At 58.7% G+C, this 22,788-nt stretch carries 34 protein-coding genes; 25 read left to right on the forward strand and 9 right to left on the reverse strand.

Annotation, left to right across the window (positions count from 1 at the left end; genetic code table 11):
* Window positions 1-16: 16 nt before the first annotated feature.
* The 4 genes from PHA81_RS15395 to PHA81_RS15410 all read right to left on the reverse strand — a co-directional run bounded on the left by PHA81_RS15395 (window position 17) and on the right by PHA81_RS15410 (window position 3,464).
* Complete coding sequence (locus PHA81_RS15395) at window positions 17-460, reverse strand: transcriptional regulator (protein ID WP_273837468.1); 444 nt, start codon at window positions 458-460, stop codon at window positions 17-19.
* Between the two features lie 1,224 nt (window positions 461-1,684).
* Window positions 1,685-1,960, reverse strand: coding sequence for a hypothetical protein (locus tag PHA81_RS15400; protein WP_273837469.1), 276 nt, complete (start codon window positions 1,958-1,960; stop codon window positions 1,685-1,687).
* Window positions 1,961-2,214: 254 nt separating this feature from the next.
* Window positions 2,215-2,637, reverse strand: a complete 423-nt coding sequence (locus tag PHA81_RS15405) for a hypothetical protein (RefSeq protein ID WP_273837470.1) — start codon at window positions 2,635-2,637, stop codon at window positions 2,215-2,217.
* Entirely contained in the window at window positions 2,634-3,464 is an 831-nt protein-coding gene (locus PHA81_RS15410) for a ParA family protein (RefSeq protein WP_273837471.1), read from the reverse strand. Before PHA81_RS15410 ends, PHA81_RS15405 begins: the two co-directional genes overlap by 4 nt.
* 297 nt (window positions 3,465-3,761) lie before the next feature.
* On the opposite strand from PHA81_RS15410, the gene PHA81_RS15415 reads away from it, so the two are divergent.
* Together PHA81_RS15415 and PHA81_RS15420 are read left to right on the forward strand one after the other, a co-directional pair.
* Window positions 3,762-3,929 carry a DUF1931 domain-containing protein gene (locus tag PHA81_RS15415; protein ID WP_273837472.1) on the forward strand — a complete coding sequence of 56 codons (168 nt, stop codon included), beginning with the start codon at window positions 3,762-3,764 and terminating at the stop codon, window positions 3,927-3,929.
* 69 nt (window positions 3,930-3,998) lie between these two features.
* On the forward strand, window positions 3,999-4,298 hold the full coding sequence (locus PHA81_RS15420) for a hypothetical protein (protein WP_273837474.1): 300 nt from the start codon (window positions 3,999-4,001) through the stop codon (window positions 4,296-4,298).
* 139 nt (window positions 4,299-4,437) lie between these two features.
* On the opposite strand, the gene PHA81_RS15425 is transcribed toward PHA81_RS15420, so the two are convergent.
* On the reverse strand, window positions 4,438-4,845 hold the full coding sequence (locus PHA81_RS15425; protein ID WP_273837476.1) for a hypothetical protein: 408 nt from the start codon (window positions 4,843-4,845) through the stop codon (window positions 4,438-4,440).
* A 356-nt stretch (window positions 4,846-5,201) separates the two neighbouring features.
* On the opposite strand from PHA81_RS15425, the gene PHA81_RS15430 reads away from it, so the two are divergent.
* From PHA81_RS15430 to PHA81_RS15530, 21 genes are all read left to right on the forward strand, one after another.
* Window positions 5,202-5,684 carry an SWIM zinc finger family protein gene (locus tag PHA81_RS15430; RefSeq protein WP_273837477.1) on the forward strand — a complete coding sequence of 161 codons (483 nt, stop codon included), beginning with the start codon at window positions 5,202-5,204 and terminating at the stop codon, window positions 5,682-5,684.
* A complete protein-coding gene (locus PHA81_RS15435) occupies window positions 5,681-6,481 on the forward strand; it encodes a hypothetical protein (protein ID WP_273837478.1) in 801 nt (266 codons plus the stop codon). Before PHA81_RS15430 ends, PHA81_RS15435 begins: the two co-directional genes overlap by 4 nt.
* Window positions 6,482-6,832: 351 nt before the next feature.
* Window positions 6,833-7,357 carry a hypothetical protein gene (locus PHA81_RS15440; RefSeq protein WP_273837479.1) on the forward strand — a complete coding sequence of 175 codons (525 nt, stop codon included), beginning with the start codon at window positions 6,833-6,835 and terminating at the stop codon, window positions 7,355-7,357.
* Between the two features lie 139 nt (window positions 7,358-7,496).
* The gene (locus PHA81_RS15445; protein WP_273837480.1) at window positions 7,497-7,676 is read left to right on the forward strand and encodes a hypothetical protein; all 180 of its coding nucleotides are present in this window, start codon (window positions 7,497-7,499) and stop codon (window positions 7,674-7,676) included.
* The gene (locus PHA81_RS15450; RefSeq protein WP_273837481.1) at window positions 7,673-8,140 is read left to right on the forward strand and encodes a hypothetical protein; all 468 of its coding nucleotides are present in this window, start codon (window positions 7,673-7,675) and stop codon (window positions 8,138-8,140) included. The genes PHA81_RS15445 and PHA81_RS15450 overlap by 4 nt, the downstream gene beginning before the upstream one ends.
* Before the next feature lie 330 nt (window positions 8,141-8,470).
* A complete protein-coding gene (locus PHA81_RS15455) occupies window positions 8,471-8,647 on the forward strand; it encodes a hypothetical protein (RefSeq protein WP_273837483.1) in 177 nt (58 codons plus the stop codon).
* Window positions 8,644-8,997, forward strand: coding sequence for a hypothetical protein (locus PHA81_RS15460; RefSeq protein WP_273837486.1), 354 nt, complete (start codon window positions 8,644-8,646; stop codon window positions 8,995-8,997). The genes PHA81_RS15455 and PHA81_RS15460 overlap by 4 nt, the downstream gene beginning before the upstream one ends.
* On the forward strand, window positions 8,994-9,305 hold the full coding sequence (locus PHA81_RS15465; RefSeq protein WP_273837487.1) for a hypothetical protein: 312 nt from the start codon (window positions 8,994-8,996) through the stop codon (window positions 9,303-9,305). Before PHA81_RS15460 ends, PHA81_RS15465 begins: the two co-directional genes overlap by 4 nt.
* Window positions 9,302-9,493: a hypothetical protein gene (locus tag PHA81_RS15470; protein ID WP_273837489.1), complete on the forward strand. Its 192-nt coding sequence runs from the start codon at window positions 9,302-9,304 to the stop codon at window positions 9,491-9,493. The genes PHA81_RS15465 and PHA81_RS15470 overlap by 4 nt, the downstream gene beginning before the upstream one ends.
* Window positions 9,490-9,807 carry a hypothetical protein gene (locus PHA81_RS15475; protein ID WP_273837490.1) on the forward strand — a complete coding sequence of 106 codons (318 nt, stop codon included), beginning with the start codon at window positions 9,490-9,492 and terminating at the stop codon, window positions 9,805-9,807. The genes PHA81_RS15470 and PHA81_RS15475 overlap by 4 nt, the downstream gene beginning before the upstream one ends.
* Window positions 9,808-9,810: 3 nt before the next feature.
* Entirely contained in the window at window positions 9,811-10,083 is a 273-nt protein-coding gene (locus PHA81_RS15480; protein WP_273837491.1) for a hypothetical protein, read from the forward strand.
* Window positions 10,080-10,244 carry a hypothetical protein gene (locus tag PHA81_RS15485; protein WP_273837492.1) on the forward strand — a complete coding sequence of 55 codons (165 nt, stop codon included), beginning with the start codon at window positions 10,080-10,082 and terminating at the stop codon, window positions 10,242-10,244. Before PHA81_RS15480 ends, PHA81_RS15485 begins: the two co-directional genes overlap by 4 nt.
* The gene (locus PHA81_RS15490) at window positions 10,241-10,408 is read left to right on the forward strand and encodes a hypothetical protein (RefSeq protein ID WP_273837493.1); all 168 of its coding nucleotides are present in this window, start codon (window positions 10,241-10,243) and stop codon (window positions 10,406-10,408) included. Before PHA81_RS15485 ends, PHA81_RS15490 begins: the two co-directional genes overlap by 4 nt.
* Window positions 10,405-10,539: a hypothetical protein gene (locus PHA81_RS15495; protein WP_273837495.1), complete on the forward strand. Its 135-nt coding sequence runs from the start codon at window positions 10,405-10,407 to the stop codon at window positions 10,537-10,539. The genes PHA81_RS15490 and PHA81_RS15495 overlap by 4 nt, the downstream gene beginning before the upstream one ends.
* On the forward strand, window positions 10,536-10,961 hold the full coding sequence (locus PHA81_RS15500; RefSeq protein WP_273837496.1) for a hypothetical protein: 426 nt from the start codon (window positions 10,536-10,538) through the stop codon (window positions 10,959-10,961). The genes PHA81_RS15495 and PHA81_RS15500 overlap by 4 nt, the downstream gene beginning before the upstream one ends.
* Window positions 10,962-11,169: 208 nt before the next feature.
* Entirely contained in the window at window positions 11,170-11,364 is a 195-nt protein-coding gene (locus tag PHA81_RS15505) for a hypothetical protein (protein ID WP_273837497.1), read from the forward strand.
* A gap of 20 nt (window positions 11,365-11,384) precedes the next feature.
* A complete protein-coding gene (locus PHA81_RS15510; RefSeq protein WP_273837498.1) occupies window positions 11,385-11,585 on the forward strand; it encodes a hypothetical protein in 201 nt (66 codons plus the stop codon).
* An 88-nt stretch (window positions 11,586-11,673) separates the two neighbouring features.
* Window positions 11,674-12,519, forward strand: coding sequence for a DUF5821 family protein (locus PHA81_RS15515; protein WP_273837500.1), 846 nt, complete (start codon window positions 11,674-11,676; stop codon window positions 12,517-12,519).
* Window positions 12,520-12,560: 41 nt separating this feature from the next.
* Window positions 12,561-12,788: a type II toxin-antitoxin system CcdA family antitoxin gene (locus PHA81_RS15520; RefSeq protein ID WP_273837501.1), complete on the forward strand. Its 228-nt coding sequence runs from the start codon at window positions 12,561-12,563 to the stop codon at window positions 12,786-12,788.
* Window positions 12,785-13,201, forward strand: a complete 417-nt coding sequence (locus tag PHA81_RS15525; RefSeq protein ID WP_273837502.1) for a type II toxin-antitoxin system VapC family toxin — start codon at window positions 12,785-12,787, stop codon at window positions 13,199-13,201. The genes PHA81_RS15520 and PHA81_RS15525 overlap by 4 nt, the downstream gene beginning before the upstream one ends.
* A gap of 136 nt (window positions 13,202-13,337) precedes the next feature.
* Complete coding sequence (locus tag PHA81_RS15530; protein WP_273837503.1) at window positions 13,338-14,954, forward strand: lamin tail domain-containing protein; 1,617 nt, start codon at window positions 13,338-13,340, stop codon at window positions 14,952-14,954.
* Between the two features lie 24 nt (window positions 14,955-14,978).
* On the opposite strand, the gene PHA81_RS15535 is transcribed toward PHA81_RS15530, so the two are convergent.
* From PHA81_RS15535 to PHA81_RS15550, 4 genes are all read right to left on the reverse strand, one after another.
* Window positions 14,979-15,104: a hypothetical protein gene (locus tag PHA81_RS15535; protein ID WP_273837504.1), complete on the reverse strand. Its 126-nt coding sequence runs from the start codon at window positions 15,102-15,104 to the stop codon at window positions 14,979-14,981.
* A 670-nt stretch (window positions 15,105-15,774) separates the two neighbouring features.
* The gene (locus PHA81_RS15540) at window positions 15,775-17,301 is read right to left on the reverse strand and encodes an endonuclease/exonuclease/phosphatase family protein (RefSeq protein ID WP_273837505.1); all 1,527 of its coding nucleotides are present in this window, start codon (window positions 17,299-17,301) and stop codon (window positions 15,775-15,777) included.
* Window positions 17,302-17,934: 633 nt separating this feature from the next.
* Window positions 17,935-19,218, reverse strand: a complete 1,284-nt coding sequence (locus PHA81_RS15545) for an AAA family ATPase (protein ID WP_273837506.1) — start codon at window positions 19,216-19,218, stop codon at window positions 17,935-17,937.
* Window positions 19,219-19,596: 378 nt separating this feature from the next.
* Window positions 19,597-20,097: an FAD-dependent oxidoreductase gene (locus PHA81_RS15550; protein WP_273837562.1), complete on the reverse strand. Its 501-nt coding sequence runs from the start codon at window positions 20,095-20,097 to the stop codon at window positions 19,597-19,599.
* Window positions 20,098-20,144: 47 nt separating this feature from the next.
* Here PHA81_RS15550 and PHA81_RS15555 point away from each other — a divergent pair, with 47 nt between their 5' ends.
* Window positions 20,145-20,624 (forward strand): hypothetical protein, encoded by a 480-nt coding sequence (locus PHA81_RS15555; protein WP_273837507.1) that lies wholly within the window; start codon window positions 20,145-20,147, stop codon window positions 20,622-20,624.
* 254 nt (window positions 20,625-20,878) lie between these two features.
* Window positions 20,879-22,714: an adenine deaminase gene (gene ade / locus PHA81_RS15560; protein ID WP_273837508.1), complete on the forward strand. Its 1,836-nt coding sequence runs from the start codon at window positions 20,879-20,881 to the stop codon at window positions 22,712-22,714.
* Window positions 22,715-22,788: the final 74 nt, after the last annotated feature.

Genomic DNA, 22,788 nt, shown 5'->3' on the forward strand with positions numbered 1-22,788 from the left:
CGGCTGTCTGTGCGCTCTAATTGGCGAGGATTTCTTCTGCCTGTTCCTTCGATACCTCCCCGGTGTTCACAGCGAGTTTCACGAGGAGGCGCTTCATGGATTCCATGTCGTCCTCGACCTTGTTCATCCGCTCACCGAGATCGGCTACTTCCTCCGGTGAGACGAACGTGCTGGCTGGTGCATCAACGTGCTCCGTGAAGAAGGATTTTCCTCGCTCAGTCAGTTTCCAAATGCGGGCGTCCAACCCCCCGCGACCATGATAGGCACGCTGGTCCGCTTCCTCGACTAACTCCCAGTCCATCAACCTTTCAAGATGGTGGATTGTACTTCCGCGTGGCACTAATTCATGGTCGCGCAACTGCGCTGTGTTGAGAGTTTCTTTGTCCGTTTCAACGAGTGCGATGAGTATTCCGCGCCGTGGCTCACCGAGCGAGTGAGCGATGGTCTCAAAGTCCTCCATTGCTGTCACCACCCCCTGCTTGAACCGGCGGCTGCATAACTTCTATTGTTTTCTATGACTTCTACGATTGGACTTCGATAGAACGCGAATCCGCAACGCCGACACACCCGCATGGGGGGACCCCCTCCCCCGGTTAGAGAGTATAGCTGATTGGGGGTCCGAGTGAGCGGGTGCCGCCGCGGTGGCGGTGCTGGCAAAAACCCCGTAGCCATGCCCGGCCGAATGGCGGTGTGGTACTGACTGAGCGAGTCCTGGATATCCAGTGAGTGACCAGCAGGTGAGAGGGTGAGATGAATGCTGAGAACTGCCGGATGTATATGGTGTATGATGTGACAGAGAGATGGTGAATGTCCGACTGCGATGACAGCCAGCAGGGGATGTCAGGTGGCGAGATACTGAGCCGAAAATTGCCGATGACCGGCGACGACTAACTGGGGGTCCAGTGTGAGTCATGTCTGAAAGAGGGTCCACCTGAGCGAAGCACAACTGAGGGTCCGGGAGAGTGACGACAGGCTGGGGGTCCGGGTGAGCGTAGCTCCAACTGGGGGTCCAGTGTGGTACTGCCAACTGGGGGTCCGGCCGGCGAGATACTACGTGTGACTGCACCGATGGTGAGGTGGCGGTGCCGACGACGACTGCGACAGCACAGCGACGATTGACATCCAGGACTGCGAGTGCAGTTTCAGCATGGCCGGGGTCCCACTGCTGTTGCGGTTGCGGTGCGGATCGGCAGCAGCGGCGGCTCGTCAGCAGCCGCTCGTTCGTCACAGTACCGCGACGGCAGCACCGCAGCGCGATCGCGGCTCGCCGGCCCGCGACAGCACGCTCGGGGGCCAGTCCCGCAAGCGAGGAACTTCGTCGACGGGGCGGGAGAGCACGCCGAAGACGGACCGAGACTGCACCGATTACGAGCGTAATGGATGCGATTACGCCCGACTACGGAGCGATTACGCACCGCAGGCTGGACCCCGGAGAGCACCAGCCGGAACGCCGTTGCTCTCAGAGCGGGACAGACGACGCTCACAGGAGAACGGTGAACGGATGGCCCCCCAGATCGGGAGAAGCAGCACGAGCCAGCCAGCGGCGACAGCAGACCCCCCAGCGTCCCGCACGGTCGAGCAGGCGAACAGGAACGCAACAGCGTAGGAGTACCAAGTGATTACGTGCGTAATCGGTCGTCGTTCGTTGCCACCCGGAAGCGATTACGCAGCGATTACGCAGCGATCACGGCGATGAATCGGAGCTCCGCGAGGTCCACGAGAAGGGACGGGCTTGTTCTTCGAGCTCGCCGAGGCGGTCGTCCAGGTCGTCGAGGCGATCGTCGTGATCCGCCAGCCGCTCGGCAGCATCAATCCCCCCACCCTCGTCCTCGAAAAGCACGTCACGCTGGCCGATGATCCATCGAATGTAGACCGCGCGATTGCGAAACCCGCGTTCCTCGTATTCCTCGCTCAAATCCTCGATCGTCTCTTCTTCCAACCGCATTGTGAGAGGGTCCATATGTATCTCCAATATGAGCGATTACCAAAAGATTACGCACGTAATCGCTAATATAGTATATCCATCACAAACGATTACGAAGCGACTACGTACGTAATTGACTTTGGGTAGGGAGAGATGTCAAAACCAACGCTCCAGAGCGAGAGCGGCCAAGTACCCGTCTGGTTCGAGACAAGCGTGAGGACAGTTCCTAACAGTCCGCTGCCGCTCGTGGACGTTTACGGTGTCGCTGGTGTGGCTTCCGCTTCTGGTGATCAGAGCGCATCTTCGACCTCATCGACCCGTTCCACGAGGTTCTGGATTTCCTCATACGAGAGGTCAACCGCGTTATCAGCCCCGACCAGCAGGATGATAGGGTACAGGTAGCGGTTCTTTCCCAGTTTCTCACCACTCTCTTGCTGGTAGGTAAAATTGACTGACTGACAGGCGAGATCGACGTCGTTATCAAGGGATTTCGGAATGTAGGCAAACAGTGTTTCCTCCCGATCCTTGACGTTCACAGGGCGCTCAGAAACACTCTCAGCCTCGTCCGTGTCCGTCGGTTCGCTGGACCCTTCGGTGTGCTGAGATGGTTCTTGACCCCGCTCTCGCTCCGCGTTCTCGTCATCCGCCGTATCGCTCTCTTTCTCCTGTTCGCGTGCAGCGAGTCGGCCCATATCTTTCTCGCGGTCACTCATCGCGCGACCACCTCCGAGTCAGCATCAATCTCCGGTAGACCAAACGTCTCATCCAGCGTTCGAGCGATGTTTACGAACTCCGCAGCCATATCACACTCTTCGTCGTGAGTGAAGACCGAGCCGCGTCCCTCCGTGATAGCCCGCTGGAGGACCACTCGCTTTCGAATCTGCCACACATCCCAGAGCGCGCCGAAGTTCTCGTCAAACAGGTCGAGGTATTCATCGGCCTCATTGTTCGTCTCGATCCGATTGGCGATCAGGCCGAGCTTCCGAATTGTCACGTCATGCCACTGTTCGAGTTCATCCACCTGATCGAACAGCAGATCTAACCCTTGGACGCTCAGTTCCTCCGGATAGGTGGGGATCAGGACGTTCTCGGTGGCGAGCAGTGCATTGTCCGTGAGGATGTCGAGTGACGGCGGGCAGTCCACGATGATGTAGTCATACGCTCGATCGAGCTCGTCGACCGCGAGTTCTAAGCGATCCTCTGCACGGGGTTCGCCACTCAGTTTCGACGCAGTATCGAACGTCATTCGCTTGTGCGATCGGGCAACATCGAACTCTGGATGGGTCTCGATGATGTCAGAGATGCGATCGAGTGCATCCCGTTCTAAGAGAACCTCGTGCAGCGTCACGTCGCGGTCCATGTCGTCGTAATAGTCTGTGTACCCCAAACCGCGAGTAATGGTTCCCTGTGGATCGAGATCGAACAGCAGCACGTCGCGACCGCGATCCGCGAGTGCTCCCGCAATGTGGATCGAGCAGGTCGTCTTTCCAACGCCGCCTTTTCGATTGCTCAAACAGAACATGGCTGGTTTGGTTGGCATGGTTCGATGTTCTCTCCAAGAACGCCATTCTCGCAAAGACACCTTAACCCTTTTGGCTATACAAGAACGAGAAGAAAGCAAAGAAGGCAAAGAAAGCAAGGAGGGGGATGGGAGCAAGGCAACAAGGAGAGTGTGGGGGACAAGGAGAGCAAAGAGGGCAAGTAGAGGAAAGAAAGCAAAGATAGGAAAGAGAGACAAGGGATTCACCCCGAATTTCGAGTGTATTTCCGCAAGAGAGCCGCCGAGACGCGCGAAAATGGACACGTTCAAGTACCGATCCCCGCTTCGAGTGGACGCATGGCAGATACCATCGTCAAAGCAGCCGTGAAGGATGCACTGGACGACAAGAACGTATCGGCGGATTTCTACGACGCTCTCGATAGCGAAGTCCAAGATCTGCTCGCAGACGCCGCGCAGCGAGCGCAGGACAACGACCGCAAGACCGTCCAAGCCCGCGATCTGTAGAGTTCACTCGACGGATCGGAGCCAATGAGCGCCGAGACGCATAGGTATCTCTTGGCGTAATATGGCGCTATGTCGGACCTCGATGCGACGGTCGAGCGGTTGAAAGCCGAAGCGACCGAGCGGTGGGGGGATCGCTGGTATCTCGACATCACAATGTGGTCCGACGACGACTATCAGGCCCATGCTGTTCGCTCGCGCGGACAAACTGACGACGGAGCCACTATCAGACAGCGGTTGTTTGTGAGTGACGACGGCGAAACCGCTGTCGATCAAGTCGTTGTCGAAGAACGGTGTGTCGAGATGGAAACAATCGAATCACCCGATAGCGAGCCGTCAGTGATGCAGACGGCGAACTCGCGCGCCCGATAAATCGGAACGGTACCGCGCCACCGTGGCGCGGTCAGGAACACACGAGTTCCCGGTGACAGTTCAAAGCTTCACTTCGGGCTTATGATCTAAGTAAGACTTTGCTCGGTTTTGGACTATTGCCGGGCGGAGGAGGAGTGGTTTACTCCTCGATAGAATGTTGGCTGCCGTTTTCGTACACGGTATCGCCCACGGTAATCGCCTCACCGAGATTGAGCGACAGGAGTTTCAGGATCGTCTCGGGATCGTTCCCCGCGAGCACGTCAGCCACATCCGGCCCGTCCTCGTCCGTGCGCCACCACAACACCCGCTTACGCGCCTTGCGCTTGTCCACCCGACCGTCGGCGTACAACTCGCGGAGCCGCCGCCGTGCGGTCTCAGCCTGCGAATCGTATGCTTCGGCCACGTCGCCCGCCACGATCGCCGGCCCTTCCACCATATCGAAGACTTTCATCACGTCCTCTTTGTCGAATTTCTGTACGAAGCGCCCCTCACTATCCATTTCTCGTCCAGCTTTGTTGGTTCGTGTTTCGTCTTCGTCTGACGCCATACCCTTCCTACGACACCCATGAAGTTAAGACCTCTGGTAGAAACTTATAGGCTATAGCCGAAGTATATGGGTCATTGTACGGACGACAGCAGCGGTCTCAGCGGCTTTGGAACTGGACTATTATGACAAGCACAGTCGCGTGGCGAACTACCACGCCCTCCTCAGCTGCTTGGATGGCTTGTGAGTACAAAAACCGCAGGACACAAGCCTTAGAGTGTAGCCTCGAAGTAAAACATTAAAGTGGGTGTGGCGCATACGGTGAAGTAGAGACAGACCGGCCCCTCGGGGCACTTTCGAGCGAAAGGAAGTGCCCGCGCGCTACAACGCGCGGGCTGGTTTGTTTCAGCCAACAAACCATGAACGCCTACGAACCCAACGGTCAAGAACGTACCGACGACGAACGACGCGGTGTTGAGGCGGTCGCAAAGCGTGTCACTCGTGCGCTCGATAGCTTCTTCCACGTCGAAGCAGTCGGCGACAACGGCAAATACACGGTGCTCAGTGGATCGGGCAACACCTACACGGTGGACCCGTCGGATGGATCGTGTACGTGTCCCGACGGCCAGCGGGGATCATGGTGCAAACACGCCCACCGAGTCGCGTTCGTGACCGGCGAAATCCCAGACATTGACGGTGTTCGTGTCGAATCGGGCGACCAGACCGACGACACCGACCCCGACGCCGATACCGAGACAGAGACCGACAACAGTCAGACGATCGCCGAGCGTGTCGAACAATTCGCCGCGAACAACCCCGGTGCGTCGGCTATCGAAGCTATCGGCCAGCTCGGGATCAGCCCCGACAAGAAAGAGCGCGTCGAGGAGGTACTGGCAGCATGAGCGACGACACCCCGACTATCACCCAGCAGTACGCTTTTTCGGTCGGCGAGGACGGCGAGACGGACGGCATCGAAGCCGCCGAGGAAAGCGTCGAAACGTCGCTGGAAGTGTTCGGTGCGTCGGTGGATCACCGCGAGCGGGATAGCCGGATCGATCAGCCCGAAGCAACCACCTTCGGTGTGGACGATCGCCCGGAAGCCACGTCGACCGACGCGGGCGAGCAGGGGTCGCTATTCGCCGACACCGACGACGATCAGCAAACACTCACGGGCGAACGCGCCGCCAGTCAATGCCTGTTTGAGACCGACGAATCCGACGACGCCCCCGAAACCCACGCCGGCAATGACGACCCGTCCGACGAACCCACCGCGAACACGGCCGCGGACGACGAGGCCCCCCGAGCGCTCGCCGACGGTGGCCGCGTCGAGGACGACCACACCGACGGCGAGGACAGCCCCGAAGACGACGCGCTCACCCCGTCGATGCTCGCCGGCACGCCCGTCGGCGGCCCCGGTGGCAGCGCCGCGTGTGATTCGTGCAACCGGCGGCTGACTGACGGCCACCGCGAGCACGACCTCGACGACAAAGACCCCGACAGGGTGGTCGTGTACGCGACCCGTGTCCGCGACACGGACAAGTGGTCGCTCCGCTGGGTTAGCTGCGAAGACTGTGGTCCGCCCGGTGACGGCGAGGCCGACGAACCCGGCGAGGTGGTCGCAACCGCCACACTCACCTTCGACGCCCGTATTGACGGCTTCGCGCTCGCCGACCCCGAACTTCCCAACCACGGCCACTAACTGCCCCCGACCCAGTCCGTCGGTTCAGGGAAATCGCCCCATCGAAAGAAGACCAGACGAGCACCGCTGTACGGACGCAGGCAGCGGTCTCAGCGGCTTCGGCGATGGACTATTATGACAAGCACAGTCACGTGGCGTACTACCACCCCCGCCTCAGCCACTTGAATGGCTTGTGAGCACCAAAACCGCGGTACTTGAGCCTTAGATTACAACCCCGAAGGAAAACATTAAAGTGGGTGTGACGCATACGGTGAAGTAGAGACAGACCGGTCCCTCGGGGCACTTTCGAGCGAAAGGAAGTGCCCGCGCGTTGTCGCGCGCGGGCTGGTTGTCTCGTGGAAGTGGACAACCATGACCGAAAACGCAACCCAACGGTTTGAATCCGACGCATCGCTCGCCGACCACCAACCGACTAGCGAAGCCGACGGCGAGACGGTCCATTCGGCCGGTGACTGGGCGCTCGTCGTTCGCGCGGATGGCCGCGTCGAAGCCCGCACGCGCTGGGGCAACGGCGACCCCAAGACGTTCACCACCGCCCCCACCGACGAGGCCCCCGAGCCGAGCGCGACCTACCGCTACGGCCTCTCGATCGAGCAGGTGCTTTCCCGTTACACCCACGAAACACGGTTTGACCGCGACCTGAACGAGCGCGAGAACGGGGCGGCGTTCCGCAACGGGATCATCGAGGCGCTGTGCGAGTTCGCTCCCGCGACGTTCCCCGACAACACCGAAAACCAGCCCGTCGGTGTCATCCACGTCAACGCGCCGACCGGCCCTTCGACGACCCTCGTCAACGAGGACGCTTCCGCCGACGGTACGTACGCGACGTTCTACCCGTTCGAGACCGCGGGCGAGAGCACCACGGAGGAAGCATGAGCCACTGTGAACGCCAAACATACGAGTGCTCACAGTGTGATGACACTCATCCCGTATCGTTCGATTCCGACGGATATGGACTCGCGTGGTGCCGCTCGCGTGGAACGATTCTCGTCTCAAAACCCGAGGAGGCCGATCAATGACCGACCGCGACGAGTGTCGGAACTTCTCGTGCAGCAACGACGCACGCGGAGGCGGTGGCTTCAGCGGGCGGTTCTGTTCGACCCCCTGCGAACTCAAATACGAGCACGTTCGCGCCGACGCCCGTGAAGCCGAGCGTGACGCCCGCCGCGAAGCTCGCGAGGAGGACGGCCTATGAGCGACAGCGACTCATTCGCGGACGCGCCACTCGGGGACGAGGCTATTCAAGGAACGCAGACGTTCGAGGAAGTGCTGTTTTCGGAAGCCCACGCTGAGCGCACGGTTCCCGTGAATGTCCTATCGGGCGAGCGCACCCGCCAGATCGCCGGCAGTATCGAGCGCGCGAAAGCCTTCGTCGACGACGATCCCCGGCGGGTGGCTGTCCCGCAGCACACCGAAGCCATGATCGAAACCCAGAGCGCACCCTACGTTTCGACCGTCTTCTACGACAGCAAGGTAGTCCGCGGGAAAATCACTGGCAAAGGCGACTATGGCCGACCCGAGTTCGCCAACGACGGCCACGCGCTCGAATGGACCTACCGCGCGGCCGTCCAGTCCGACGCCTACGAGGTCGAACTGGTCGACGCCGATTACGACACCGGCAACGTCACGATCCGCGTTACGACCACGACGACCAGATAGCCGACGCATTTCGTCGGACTGTCGGTTTCTCGCTTCACGAGCGCCGGTCAGCGGACGCAAGAACCGGTCTCAGCGGCTTTGGAACTGAACTATTATGACAAGCACAGTCGTGTGGCGCACTACCACGTCCGCCTCAGCCGCTCGAATGGTGCGTGAGGACCAAAACCGACAGACATAGAACTTGGAGTGTAAGCCCGAATCAAAGCTTTAAAGTCGATATAGTGCATACGGTGAAGTAGAGACAGACCGGTCCCTCCGGGGCATTTTCCAACGAGGAAGTGCCCGCGCGCTTGGAACGCGCGGGCCGGTTGTCTTGTGGAACGGACAACCATGACGACGAACGCAACCCGCGAACAAGAATCCGACGCATCGAACGCCGGAACTACCGAAGTCGAACCCGCGTGGCCGTGTCCCGAGTGTGGGAGCGCGGACTACAACTGGAAGGCCAGCGGCGCGTATGCCTACAAGTCCTGCGAGGACTGCGGCCATCTGGAGATCCGCCGATGAGCGACCTCACTCTCGCAATGCTCGCCGGCACGCCCGTCGGTGGCCCCGGTGGGATGGTCGTCTGTGATACGTGCAATCGCCGGCTCACCGACGGCCACCGCGAGCACGACCCCGACGATGCCGAGGCCGATACCGTGTACGCCTACGCGGCTCGTGTTCGCGGGATGGATCGCTGGTCGCTCCGGTGGGTCAGTTGCGAGGAGTGCGGCCCGCCCAGTGACGCCGACGACGACAGCGAGAGGGAACCCGACGAGGTGGTCGCCACGGCGACACTCACCTTCGACGCCCGCATTGACGGCTTCGCGCTCGCCGACCCCGAACTTCCCGTCAGTACGGAGGCCAACCAATGACGCAGACGTGTGCGTATTGCAACACCGAGCACGACGTGAGCGAGACAGTTTTCGCCACTATCTCCCACGGCTTCGGCCACGCCAACAAAGAGACGAGAAAGTTCTGCTCGGTCGAGTGTCGAACGTGGTGGCGGCGGCGCGAGAGCGACCGAACGGGCGCGTGGGAGCAACCCGGACCAGTCGGCTATCAGGCGCGTCTCGATCGATACGTGGCCGACGACCGCGACGACACCGACGCCGACGAGAGCGCCACACAGCCCGCTACAATCACCGCCAGTGAGACCGCGAGCGTGGAGGCCAAAGCATGACTGACCGAGAGCGTAACCCACTACCGAGTGTAGAGGGTGTTGAATTTCTGCTCGGTGCTTCGGTGTACGGCTACGAGAGCGGGCGCGTGGACATCGTTTCGTGGGGCGAACACGGTGGTATCGGGCTTGTCGGGTACGGCGGCCTCCGCCGTCTCGGTGAAGGCAACCAGGAGGCTGACGATCGATGAACGCGCGAGAGTCCCGGCCTTCGGAGGCGGAGCCTGAGACGGAGATCGAGGCACTTCCCGAGGCGCGGTGCCCCGAGTGCGGCAGTGAGGAGATCGAGCGGATTGAGCACCCACGACTCCCGCCCGATCACCGCGGACGGTGTACCGCGTGCGATCACCGAACGTCCCCACTCGCGTTTCATCACTGCTGGAAGTGGGAGCTCATGAGCGAAGAGGAGCGCGAGCAGGCGCGCAGGCGGCGCGAGCGCCACAAGGACAGGATGGCCGAGTACCAGCACTCGGCAACGTATCACGCCGAACAACGCGGAGCATGAACCATGAGCACCGATCCGATTTCGGATACTGACACGGACGCCAAACCGGCGTTTGAGCCGCGCGACGGCGAGTATGTGAGCGGCACCGCAAGCACGGCAGAGCCAGCGACCGAGAGCGATGGGTTCGAGACCGACGATCGGAACCGCGAGGGCTGGAAAGCAAAGTGTCGAGAGTGCAGCGAACTCGTACCCGCGAAGCCGTATTGCTACGAATGCGGGGCAGCGCGACCCGCAGACGGCGACTACTACGTCGCCGAGGAGGTCGAGAACCGATGAGTGAGACGCCAAACGCCTACCGCGAGTGTGCCCGCGAGGGATGCGACAAGCCGGTTGCCCATGCCGACCCCCGTGAAAAGCATCGCGGGATGCAACTCGGCGGGGATGAATATTGCTCGCTCACCTGTCGCATGGACGATGAGGAGGTCGAAAGACGGTGAGCAGTAATCAGTCGAACCTCACCACGTTCGACGGTGAGACGCCCGAGAGCGCGTGTGCTCGCTACGAGATTTGTGGGAATGTCGTGCCGGCGAACGGGCAGATGTGCGCCGACTATTTCGACACCGTTCGTGCCCGCGACCGCGAGCGAGGTGATGACCGATGAACGACGGAGACGTGCCAGACCCAATCCTTCCGTGCGGCCATCCAGGCGTTTCCAACATTCAGCACACCGTGAATGCCTACGACTACGAATATCCCACATGCGGTGAGCAGTACGCGAGGGATGAACTGTGACCGATCGTAACCTCACCGTCGCGCGACTCGTCGACGACGAGATCGAGACCGTCGAAATCGAGGGCGATGCGTTCGGCGATCTGCTCGATTCGCTCGGCATCATGCCGAAGATCGAGAAGCGGGCCATCGTAACGAGCGAGAAGTCCGGCGACGACGAGACGCGGGCGTACATCGTCGACCAACACACGGTCCCCGGTACGGACGGCACGACCCAGGTCTACGCCTGCACCTGTCCCGGCTTCAAGTTCCATCAGGTGTACGAGCACCGCGAGGAGATTCACGACGATCCCGAAGCAGGCTTCGAGGCTGTTGGTCGGTGCAAGCACGGTGATGCGGTCGCCGTCGAGGAACGAGCTGCCGAGGACCGCGAGGCGGGCCAGCAGGGCTTCGAGGCGTTCAACGGATCGCAGGAGGATCCATGAGCGCGGACGCCCGTTCGCGGTTGTGCCCGGAGCACCGGAGTGACCCCATCCCAACGTCGTCGTGCGGTGCGTGCGCGCACGCCCGCCGTATCGCAGAGTTGGGGCAGACTGTCGAACGCCTCGTGGTGTGTATCGGCGAACTGGAATCGGGCGACGAAGACACCACAGAGAAGACGACGCAGATCCCACTACCACAGACTGATTCACCATGACAGAGAACCCAACCGAGAACAAAGCGATAGTGGTGCTAACCCAAGAAGAAATCGACACCACGATTCACGGTCTCGAACAGGCGGCCCTCGGGATGGACGACGACGAGTTCCGAGAAGTGTACGGCGACGTGTACCGGAAGTTCCACGCGATTGAGAACGAGGACGGGGAGAGCGAGTACCGTGTGAAGTAGCGGACAAAACCCCGCCGAGAATGGACATCAAACAACAGGAAGGTGAGTGGACTGTCGCAATGAGTTTCGGCAAAGCTCGTGATGTTGATTCGCCAGCAGATCATGCTCTTACCGCCGTTGCCGAAGAATACGCTGTCAGCCGATCAAAAATCAAATCCCGAGTCGTGCGCTACCACGAGGATGGGGTGACAGTAGTGGTCAGCCAGTCTGACGGCCATTAGCCAGCGACGGCGAATCGCTCCTCCCGCATTCTCTTTCTGATGGCGGCATCCAAAAAGTAAATGATTAAGCGGACTGGTCTATACAACGATGGCATCTCACATCGCGCCAACGACCACGGATATCTTCCAGACCCTCCTCGCGGATGCGTCCGCATCCAGCGACGTGTTCGCAGTCGGTCTCACCGAAGAGCCGGCGGCGGCACTCGTGAACGCCCTCGCCGGCCTCGACGATCCGCCGACAGTCCGCCTTCCCGTGACCGAAACCGTAGCGAAGTGGCTCCGCCGAGATTTCCACCTCGCCAGCACCGCTGCGGATCTACTCGCCGCTGAAACGCTCTCACTTCGGGTGGCCGACGGGTCTTTCGCCAATCAGATGGTGGTGACCGCGGATGCCGTCGCTTCGATCCTGTCGACCGACGAGCAAACTGCCGGGCAAGCGACCGACGACCCCGAATTCGTCGACAGCATGCGCGAGCGGTGTAGTGAAGCATGGGAGACCGCAGAACCCTTCGACCTTCGAACGCCACCACGGTCGCGGGTCTACGAAACTCTCAGCGACGAGATCGATCCCGCGGTCGAGGCCGACTACCAGGCCATGCTCGATGCGGTCGAGACCACCCGGAGCAACGGCTACAGGACGACCGATGACGACCGCTTCGACGAGGTTGAGTTGGTCCTTCTCGCGGGCGCGAAACACGAACTCCAGCACTACGACCTCTCGCGGTGGGGTGAGGATGTCGGTCTCGCCAGCAAGGCCACGTTCTCGCGGACGAAAAATCGACTCGAAGACCAGGGACTACTCACGACCGAGAAGGTGCCAATCGACATCGGCCGGCCACGTCAGCGGTTGGTGCTCGACGATCGGCTGCGCAACGTCGAGGCGGGTGATCTTCCCGAGGCCGGCCGGGATGTGATCGAATCGACAGTGGAGTAGCACACATTTATCTATACGCGCTCCGTACATACGATCAGAGTATGACAACGGTGAGTATCCGAGTTCCGGATGAATTGAAGCAGCAGGCCGATGAACTCGACCTGAACAAAAGCGAGGTCATGCGGTCGGCACTCGCCAAGGAGGTCCGCCGCCGCCGCCGACAGCGGATGGATGAGCGACGTGATCGAATCTCCGAATTTGATGTCGACCTCTCGGACGACGAGATCGCTGCGGCCGTTCGCAAGAGCCGTGACGAGGATGCTCGATGAGCGAGGGCGATGAATTTCTGCTCGATGCCAGTGCCGTCGTGAAGCTTCTCCTCGATGGCGAAGACGATCAGGCGTTTGGACACGCCGTGCTTGAACTCGGATTCTTCGAGGTCGCAAATACCCTCTACCGGATCGCCGCCCACGAACAGCGTCTCTCACGCGATGACGCCGATCTCCTCGTTGAACAGCTAGCCGACCTTCGCAATGAGATCGAGCTTCTCTCATTGCAGGATGTCGGTGGGATTGCTCGCGTCTATGAGACGGCGTGGAACACGTCGCTCACAGTTTACGACGCCGGCCACGTCGCGGCCGCCACGTCGACCAAGCGGACGCTGGTTACGACGGACAGCGGCATTCACGACCACGCACCCCCCGATGTCGCTGTCGATGATATTGATGTTCTCATCGAGTAGACAAGCGATGGTCATTTGTCACCCTACGAAGCGAGCGCAAGCAAGCGTGTAGCAATTGACCTCCTCCACGGCCCTTTCATCAGCCATTTGTCCACTTCCCAAATGTTTCTTGCAACTCGTATAGAACAGAAGAACGATGGCACCCGACTACAACCGGAGCGAAACCTACGAAGTCAGTGTCACGAACGTCACCGACGGCGACACGTTGGATGTCGAGTTTTCCGACGGGACGACCGAAGAACTCCGGGTGATCGGGATCGATGCGCCTGAGACGGAGAGGAATCGTCGGTTCGAACGGCCACAGGAGTGGGAAGGGTTAGAGGATCCCGACTATCTCGCCCAGTGGGGAGAGAACGCAAAGGAGTACGCGAAGACCGAACTCGCTGAGGCGACAGTCACTGTCTCGTTCGACGAAAACGAGCCGATACGCGGTGAGTACGACCGATTGTTGATGTACGTCGAGACCCCCACCGAGGACGACGGCCAAGTACGCCTCTACAATCGCGCGCTCATCGAGGAGGGTTTCGCACGAGTGTACGGTTCCAGTCTGACACACCATGCGGAGTTCTGGGAAGCCGAGGACGAGGCTCGGACGAGCGGCGTTGGGCTATGGGCGGAGAGCAATCCCGAAGCGACGACCGAATCCCGTGATCGGCCCGTCACCGACCTATTCGTCCCGAAACCATCGAGCATCCGTACTGACTCGGGAGCGCTCGTGGACGACCGCGTGCCGGTGTTCGCGGAGTCAACCGCCCGACAGGAGTTGCAGGATCGCGACCACGGCGTCGAGTACGACCGGATTCCGTTGGTTGGAACCGATACCGACGCTCGAACCGGCATGATCGGCGGGCTCCTCATCGACGAGACGTACGAGAAGGCCGAAGGGTTCGGGATGGATACGGCGAACTTCGAGAACTTCGTCTTCCTTACGAATCTCATCGATCATCTCAGTGATCGTTCCGGGTCGGTTCTCATTGACGGCGGTCATGGTCAGTTCAGCGTGGAGTACGCGATCACTAACGAGGAGGCCGCCTACTACCAGCACTATCTCGAAGGCCAGGATGGGATCGGGTTCGAACAGGTCAACGAGTTCACGCAGGCACGATTCGCCGATGCACGAGCGATGATCGTCTCGTCGCCCGCCTCTCCCTATACTGATACTGAAGTCGATCTACTTACCGAGTTCAGAGACGATGGCGGAGCGGTCGTGGTTCTGGGGAGCGCGACAGCGAGCGCCACTGCACGGGAGAATTTGGATGACCTCGTGGAGCGGCTGGGATCGGATCTCCGACTTAATGAGGATCAGGTGTTCGACGCGACGCACAAGGTGAACGACGATTCGTCGCTTCCCTACACCACGGCGTTCGACAGCTCGTTTCCGCTGTTCGACGCCTACAGTCCGGAGTCGGACTCAGGCAATCAGGGAGCACTGTCGCTTGCGGAGATCCACGCCAATGCAGCAGGAGACGAGTACGAGAATCTGAACGACGAATATCTCGTGTTCACGAACCCAGGAAACGATACGCTTGATCTCACCGGGTCGGTGGTTCACGACGAGGCCGGCCACGAGTATGCGTTTCCGGAGGGCGTGACGCTGTCGCCGGGTGAGGCGGTGACACTCCATACGGGTTCTGGGTCCGACGATGATGCGGGGTTGTACTGGGGTGCTTCGGCACCGGTCTGGAACAATACGGGCGACGAAGTGATTGTGACCGATCCAAGTGGAAGTGCGATTCTCAGTCGGGAGTATTGAGTTGCGTCACGACAACTGTGAGATCTAAGAACTGTCGACAAGCCGCATCACGCCGCGACACTCCGAGCAGGCGAACGAGGAGGGGTGCTTGCCCTCTCCATCGCGGACGCGATTGTCACAATTGACACACTCGTAGACCAGTTCAGCCATATGGTCTGGTGTTGCGTCTCGCACCACATGAGTCTACTCGCCGTTTTCGGTGATCGAGGAGGATTGAGGCGGCACACCCCTCTACCTTATGTAGGAGTCAAATCGGCAGGGTGAGTTGTTTGCTACGGCTCTTTTGAATCCGCAGAGGGAAGGCAGAAGGCCACACTTGTTGCTGGTAGTTGAGCGATTACGGTAGGAATTACGGTAAACAGACTAATCGCCGGACTGCGCAAGGATCCGTCTAACTGGCTTCGCCATTAATGCTGAGAGCGAAGACGAACCACGTCCTCGCTCTCGGATCAAGCTGGGCCATCGCTGTTTCTGCTGGCGATCTCAGAATCTTCGCAGCTATTGTGTGAGTACAGCGGGAAATTTCACCAATTTTGGCCTCCTATCCCGATGCTGTCGGCGGATTCAATAGAACCGTTTGCTACACAAGGCTCGCTAAAACGCGGCTACCGAAAGGCGTACGAACCAACCCGAACTATCACGGCTGACACACCGAAATGATACGTTTCGGTGGCGAGTTGCGGCCCCATTCTTCCAACAGAAGCCAGTCGTGACAGCGCTCGCCAACTCCGCCGACACTCCCGTAATCGTGGTCTGTGTCCGGCAGTGTACCACCTAACAAGACACGCTGAGCTCCGGTGCAGAACGATCGTGGTTGAAACTACGTGTCACCGTCCGGCTCGTCGTCCTCGTCAACCGCACCGTCACCGTCGTTATCAATATCATCGGAATTGCCACTATCCGATTCATCGTTCTCGTCGAAATGACCGTCGCCATCGTCGTCGTCCTCGGCAGTGCCGTCGAAGTCATCGGATCCGTCATCGCCGTCATCGGGTTCGTCGTCTTCATCGATTGCGCCGTCACCGTCATCGTCATCGTTCGAGGGCGTATCGTCTCCATCCTCGCCGTCCTCATCGATTGCACCGTCGCCATCGTCGTCTTCGTCGTTCTGACCGAGTTCCTCATCTTGTTCGGGTCCATCGCCGCCCCGGTCCGCCCGGTCGAGAGGGATGTCAGCCCACACGAGCCGGTGGTCGGAGGCGGTACGGACGGCCTCAAGGAGCCCGCGTTTGTCCGTCTTCTCGCTCGGCCAGACGACCGCCGAACGCTCAATACCCAGATCGGACGATGGGAGAACGTAATCAACCTGTGATTCGAACTCGGCGGTCCAGTACTTCGAACGCGGTCCGCTTTTCGCCGCGCCGCCGGGACTCGTCGGGAACGGCGGTGCGATGAACCCGTCGTCGTTTTTGACGAAATAGCTGGTGGCGGCTTCGAGGCTCTCTTCGTCGCCGGGCGAGGCGTTCATGTCGCCCATTAGCACGTACGATTCATCCCCACCGAGACCGCCTCGTGTCCCGCTGTCGTCGTAGGGGTACTCGGCACCGGCGGCGTAGTCCGCGAGGAGTCGGATCTCGTCGTGTGCCCGCTTCCCGTTGAAGTTCCCGTCTCCATCGAAGACAGGTGGTGTCGGATGGGCGGTGAGAGCGTGGACGACCTCGTCGCCGATCTCGATGGGAACGTCGACGTGGGTCTTCGAGGAGAGACGAAACTCGTCGACTTCGGCAGACGAGAGGAACATCTCGGTGCTTCGATCCCGAGGGAGCAGGCTGTCCGGCATGTCCTTCCAGAGAAAGGTCCGGAATGTGCGGATCGCGTCCCGACGGATGGGAAGCTGACTGAGAATCGCCAGCCCGTACTGTCCAGGGAACTGTCCGAACCCGTAGGCGTCGTTGCCGTAGGTTCGATCGCCAGGCGTGTCGTCCACCTCGCCGTTGTTGTCGAGGTCGAGCCCGCTATGGACTCCCGTGTTGGTCTTCGGCATGACGGTCTGCGGGTACTGGATACCCTGGAGATCAGAGCGCTGCGGAACGCTGAGGTAGTTTTCGACGAAAGCACGTGCGTTCAAGGGAGTCGACGGAACGTCTTTGACTTGACTCGCCTGACGATTGTTGGTGAGCTCATTGAGTACCAACACGTCTGGTCGGATTTCTTGTATAACGCGTGCTGCGGCGGCGGCCTGTTCATTGCCGGGTGATTGGACCTGTTCGGTTCGGAGGTCAACGACATTGTAGGTGGCAAACGTGACGGTTTCCGAAGACGTGTCGGTGGCCCCGACTGTTCCGGTTGCGATGGCTGCTGCACCGGTGATCGCGAGGAAATCACGGCGTGTGACAGTTGGTCGCATATCCAGCCGTCCTACCACTAAAACAAAAAACTATCGTCCATGACAGCCACCGCAGCTACAACGTCGTCTGCAAGCGCGCGATTCGCGGTGCTTTACAGCGACAGCCATCTGAACAAGTAATCAACACGCGAAAGTATGGGGTGTCATGATCGATTCGATTGACCTCTTGAGCGCGGACCGTTCTCTGTCGAGCGGTCGGGATTTCACGAGGGGACCGAACCACCAGATTGGGAGCGTGGTCGGCGACCAGAGAACAGGTTGCCGCCTCGGTCGCTACTTCCTGCGGGATTTGGCTTCCCGCACCTCGCCGTCGCTCCGGAGCATATCGGGGCATTCGGGACAGACACGTACGGTATCCATTTCAGACGGTGCGAATACCCGGACGTACTGGTCGGTCACGAACGCACCACAATTCTTGCACTCGGGCATGGCCGATGACGCGATTCACCACACATTATACCATCGATTTTGTCGGTGGATTTTCGATACGGACAAGCGTTTTGTCCCATCACGGTCTTCTGTCCGTACCAACCATCGAGAGGAGGAATCTGCGGTTTGGCAAGGAAGTCAGTCGCCAGGGGGAGAGGTATCGAATTGACACTGTTGAGTTTATAGTATTTCTACAAGAAGAGGCTAATCTTCAATCCCTTGAAGATCCATCTCGATCCAGTCAAGATTGTGATCCGCAAAAGCGTCCTCCACCTTTTGAGGAGTGACATCATCACTGAATTCGTGCTCGTTCCATTGTCCCCCACCAACGCCTTTGTTGCGATCGATCGTATGGACAAAGCCAAACATGACTAATTTCGAGAGGTGGTTGAACATACCGCGCTGGGTAAGTGGCCCTCGTCCACTCTCTGATTTGTAGGTCTGGACCACTTGAGAATAGGCAGTGTGTACCTTGCGGGTACGGGCCGGCGTCAGCCCCACTGTGTCGAGATGAGCGAGTGCTTTGAGGATGTAGAGCTTTTCATCGTCTTGATCTACAATGGATTCAACAATGTTACCGTATTCTAAGTCGTTGTCAGCCTGACGGATATGTGGTGGCTCAATCAAGTCTGATCCATTCTCTTCGGCGATCTCTGCCGACCGTCGGAGGAGGCGAATTGCCCGACGAGCACTTCCAGAAGCTTCCTGATATGCAAGTGCCGAACACAGGGAAATCGTCTCTTGATCGTAGGCATCATCGTAGAGAGCCATGTCTGCCCGAGCGCGAAGGATGTCTGAGAGCTCCTCAGCGTCGTAGGCAGGGAATTTGATCTCAGTCTCGCAAAGGCTATCTTTCACCTTTGGAGAGAGGTTCTTTCGAAATGTATAGTCATTACTGATACCGATGACCCCAACTCGGACGTTTTCAACGTACCCGATGTCCCGCGAACGCGGAAGTTCGTAGAGAAGCGTATCATCATCCCCGATCTTATCGACTTCGTCCAAGATTACGAGGACAGTCCCCTCAAGATCGTCAAGTTCCTCATACATGATGTCATAAACATCCTGGGGAGCGTATCCAGTTCCAGTAATGCGATTCCCTTTGTCTCGTAGACGATTGACGATCCCAACGGCGACTTGATAGGAAGATGTCTTGTGATCGCCGGTGGTGAAGTTCTCACAGTTGATCCAAACGAGGTTGAGGGCTACCCTCTCTTCTTCGGGTACGTTCTCGTTCTTTCGCTCGATGTCCTGTTCGAGGTTTTTTCGGAGGTACTTCGTTGCAGCAGTTTTTCCGACGCCAGTATCCCCATAGAGGAACGCGTTTTGTGGAGGACGGCCCTTGTAGACGGGTTTGAAGACGCTTGTGTACTGACTGAGGACGTCATCACGGCAAAGGATTTGCTTTGGTGTATAGTCCTCTTCAAGAACGTTGGCGTCCTTTATCAGCTCAACATCATCAGCGAAGATGGAATCACCATCGGACATTCTGGTATGTTATGTAGTACCCAGCCCCATCAAGCTTTCCCGAGTTTCCTGAGTTTCGTCAGTCGGCGATAATCCCGTCTCTCACACAGCAGTTTTCCTCAGTTGGTGTTTTCCTCTTCTTCTAAGGATACGGTTTGTAGTTGAAGTCAGTATATAAGACGCTCATCGAAATAGTTATTATTTCTAGAGAAGCCGGTTCCTTTGAGCTAGCCTTCTGCGTATTTGGATTTGAACAGCTTCCAGCAATTACTACTACTACCACTATAACTAAATAGTTATATTATAGTAGGTAGGATTCCAGTCGAACCGAACGTTTTGGTGTGGTGATACTAGACCCAGGAAAACTGCTGTTCCAACCCTATCGCTGTGATTTTGACCTCATCTTCGAGTGGATGACTCAGGAAAACCGCTGTGTGAGTGTGGGATAGCTCCTCTCCTCAACACCACGTCGTCGGCCTCGTAGCGACTCTTGTCAGTTTTCACTCGGACGCCGTCACCGGTTTCGTGCCAGTCGAGGACGCGCTCGCGCGCTCTGATGGTGGCTTCCTCCGCGTGTGCTGCTTCGACGTGGGCGATCACGGTCTGTTCGCAGTCGACGAAGCCGCCGTCGGGCTGGTAAACCGCTCGATGGTCGGCAGGAATGTCGTACCCCGGAAAACGCTCGTTTACCTCTGTCCCGGTGAGCGCCTCGTGATCAATGTCGTGGGTTTCGACCGAGCGGCGAGCCTCAGTGAACAGGTCCGCATCGGCCGGGCCGGCGTGAATCGAGCCGGTAATGGTGAGGAGGTCGCGGCCGGTTTCCTGTTCGAGTTCGCGCCAGTTCTCGAAGGTGGCTCGTGCGAGACGTTCATACCCAACGCCAGCAGGGAAGAGAGAAATGTATTACTGCGACTGTGGTGATCGCTAGCAAACGCTTTACGCTCGGAATGAGTATCGCTACCCAACCAGTACAGGCTCACGAGAGCGCCAAGAACCAGAGTGACGTTCAACTCATGCCCACGTTCGATGCCGACACAACGGAGATCAACGCGTTCGAAGTCGAAGACGCCAATTTGTATATCTTCAGCCAGTACTTCGACCGAGATGAGGTCTTCAACGAACTGCGTGAGTGGTACGACAGCGAGCAGTATCGCTTCGAAGTGCCCACCGACGAGATCGAGCGGGTAGAGACGTTCTTGGACGAGTATTTCTATGAAGTCACTCGCGTGGCAGCCGACGATATCGAGCCGTTCTGCGTAGTGAAAGAGAAGTACACCGACCACGCGGATATCCTCCGGAACTCGGTGTACCACACGGGCCGAGGGAGGAACACCGTGTTCGTGATGCAGGATCGCTTGTCGGCCGAGCAGGCGGTCGAACAGGATGCGACACCACTTGCCGACGCGGACATCAGCTTTCGGTTGTAACTGGGCAATTCCAGACAAGTGAACGAATCCTCATAGACATGTACTCCATCTTATCATCTCCTTGTCAGCGTGTCATAGAAAGATTGCTATGGTATTCGGTCATCGCCTGAGAAGCCTGCTACCGCTGGTTCTGAATAGCGGCAATGTTGTCCGCGCACCAGACACTGGTTCTCAGCGTGCTGTTGAACTGTGTGACGAATTCTATGGCACGCTCTCACACAAACTTATTTATCTTGTTGTATCTGAACGATCATATGACACAGTATCTCGAAGCAGGTTCTCACGGATCAATAGGAGATACCTCATCGAAACTTTCGGCAGTCGCGCGCGGGGCGGCCGAGCCGGACCTGATCATCCGCGGTGGACGGCTAGTGAACGTCCATACTGCCGAGATTATGCCTGACACGGATCTCGTCATCGCTAACGGGCGTATCGTACGGATGACTGATGCTGATGAGGTTCCCGCTGGTGATCGCACCACGGAAATTCATGCAGAGGGACAGTATCTCGCGCCAGGGTTCCTTGACACGCATGTCCACTACGAATCCAGCATGGTCACTGCTACGGGATTCTGTCGTGGTGTCGTTCCGACTGGAACGACTGGCGCGTTCATGGATCCTCACGAGATCGGCAACGTACTCGGGTTGGAAGGTATCCGACTTCTGCTCGATGAAGCTGCTAATCTCCCGCTAAAGACCTTCTGTACGATTCCCTCGTGCGTGCCTGCCGCACCCGGGTTCGAGGATGCAGGCGCACTCATCGATCCCGACGACGTTCGTGAGGCGTTAGAGTGGGATGATGTCATCGCCCTCGGAGAGATGATGAACTATCCAGGCGTCGTCGCTGGGGACGAAGCGGTCCACGAGAAACTCAGTGCAACCTACGACGCTGGCCTCAAAGCGACTGGCCACTTCGCTAGTCGGGAGACGGGAGCGTCACTTGACGCATTCATCGCCGCAGGTATCTCATCGTGTCACGAGTCGATCCGGCGAGAGGAAGCACTCGCCCGACTTCGGCGGGGAATGTGGACGATGCTTCGTCAGGGATCGGCATGGAAAGACGTCCCAGAAACGGTGAAAGCGGTCACGGAAACGGATGTCGACACGCGTCACCTGCTGTTTGTGACCGACGACACCCACCCCGACACCATTACTGAGAGAGGTCATCTTGATCGCGTTCTTCGCGTTGCAATCTCGAACGGCCTCGATCCGGTAACAGCGATCCAAGCTGTGACACTCAACGCTGCCGAGTACTATGGTGTGGCTGGCGACCTCGGTGCGCTCTCGCCCGGTAAGATCGCTGATATCGTCTTCCTCGATGACTTGGCGTCGGTGGCCGTATCACGGGTGATGGTCGACGGTGAGATGGTTGCCGAAGACGGTGAGTGGGTTGCTGACGATGTCCTCCCAGACGAGAACGAACATACTGCCGCCGTCAAAGAGGCCTATCCAGAATGGGCTCGGAAGACAATCGAAATTGAGCCGCCGGGCCCTGCCGACTTCGAAATTCCCGCCCCGACCGACGTCGAGGAGGTCACCGCTCCAGTAATCCGGGTCCACGAGAACCAGGTCACCACCAGCGAGGAGAGCATGACACTCCAAGTCGACAGGGGGACTATCAGCTACTCCGAAGATGTTTCGAAAGGTGCCGTCCTCGAACGGCATGGCGGGGATGGATCGATGGGCAAAGGGTTTGTCACCGGCTTCGGATTCGACCGGGGAGCAGTCGCATCAACGGTTGCTCACGACAGCCACAATCTGTTGGTTGTCGGAACTGACGACGAGGCGATGGTCCGTGCAGCGGAGCGAACAATCGATCTTGACGGAGGGATGGTCGCCGTCGACGACGAGGTACTCGCTGAAGTACCACTTCCCATCGCCGGGCTGATGAGCGATCTCCCACTGTCAGAGGTTTCGGAGCGCGTTCGTCGTCTCGAAGATGCATGGCGTGAATTGGGGTGTGACTTGGAGTCACCATTTATGACAATGTCCTTGCTCCCGCTGGCTGTGCTGCCCGACCTTCGTATCACGAATCGTGGTCTTGTCGACACGACCCAGTTCGAGTTCATCGACCCCGCAGGAGCTGACTGATTCGTCCTCCGCTACGTGTACTGAGAAACACTCGTTACGCACACGAATTTCTCAGGAGAGATACCTGGCTCAAG

It is taken from the genome of Halococcus sp. PRR34 (assembly GCF_028617175.1).
Taxonomy (GTDB): Archaea; Halobacteriota; Halobacteria; order Halobacteriales; family Halococcaceae; genus Halococcus; species Halococcus salifodinae.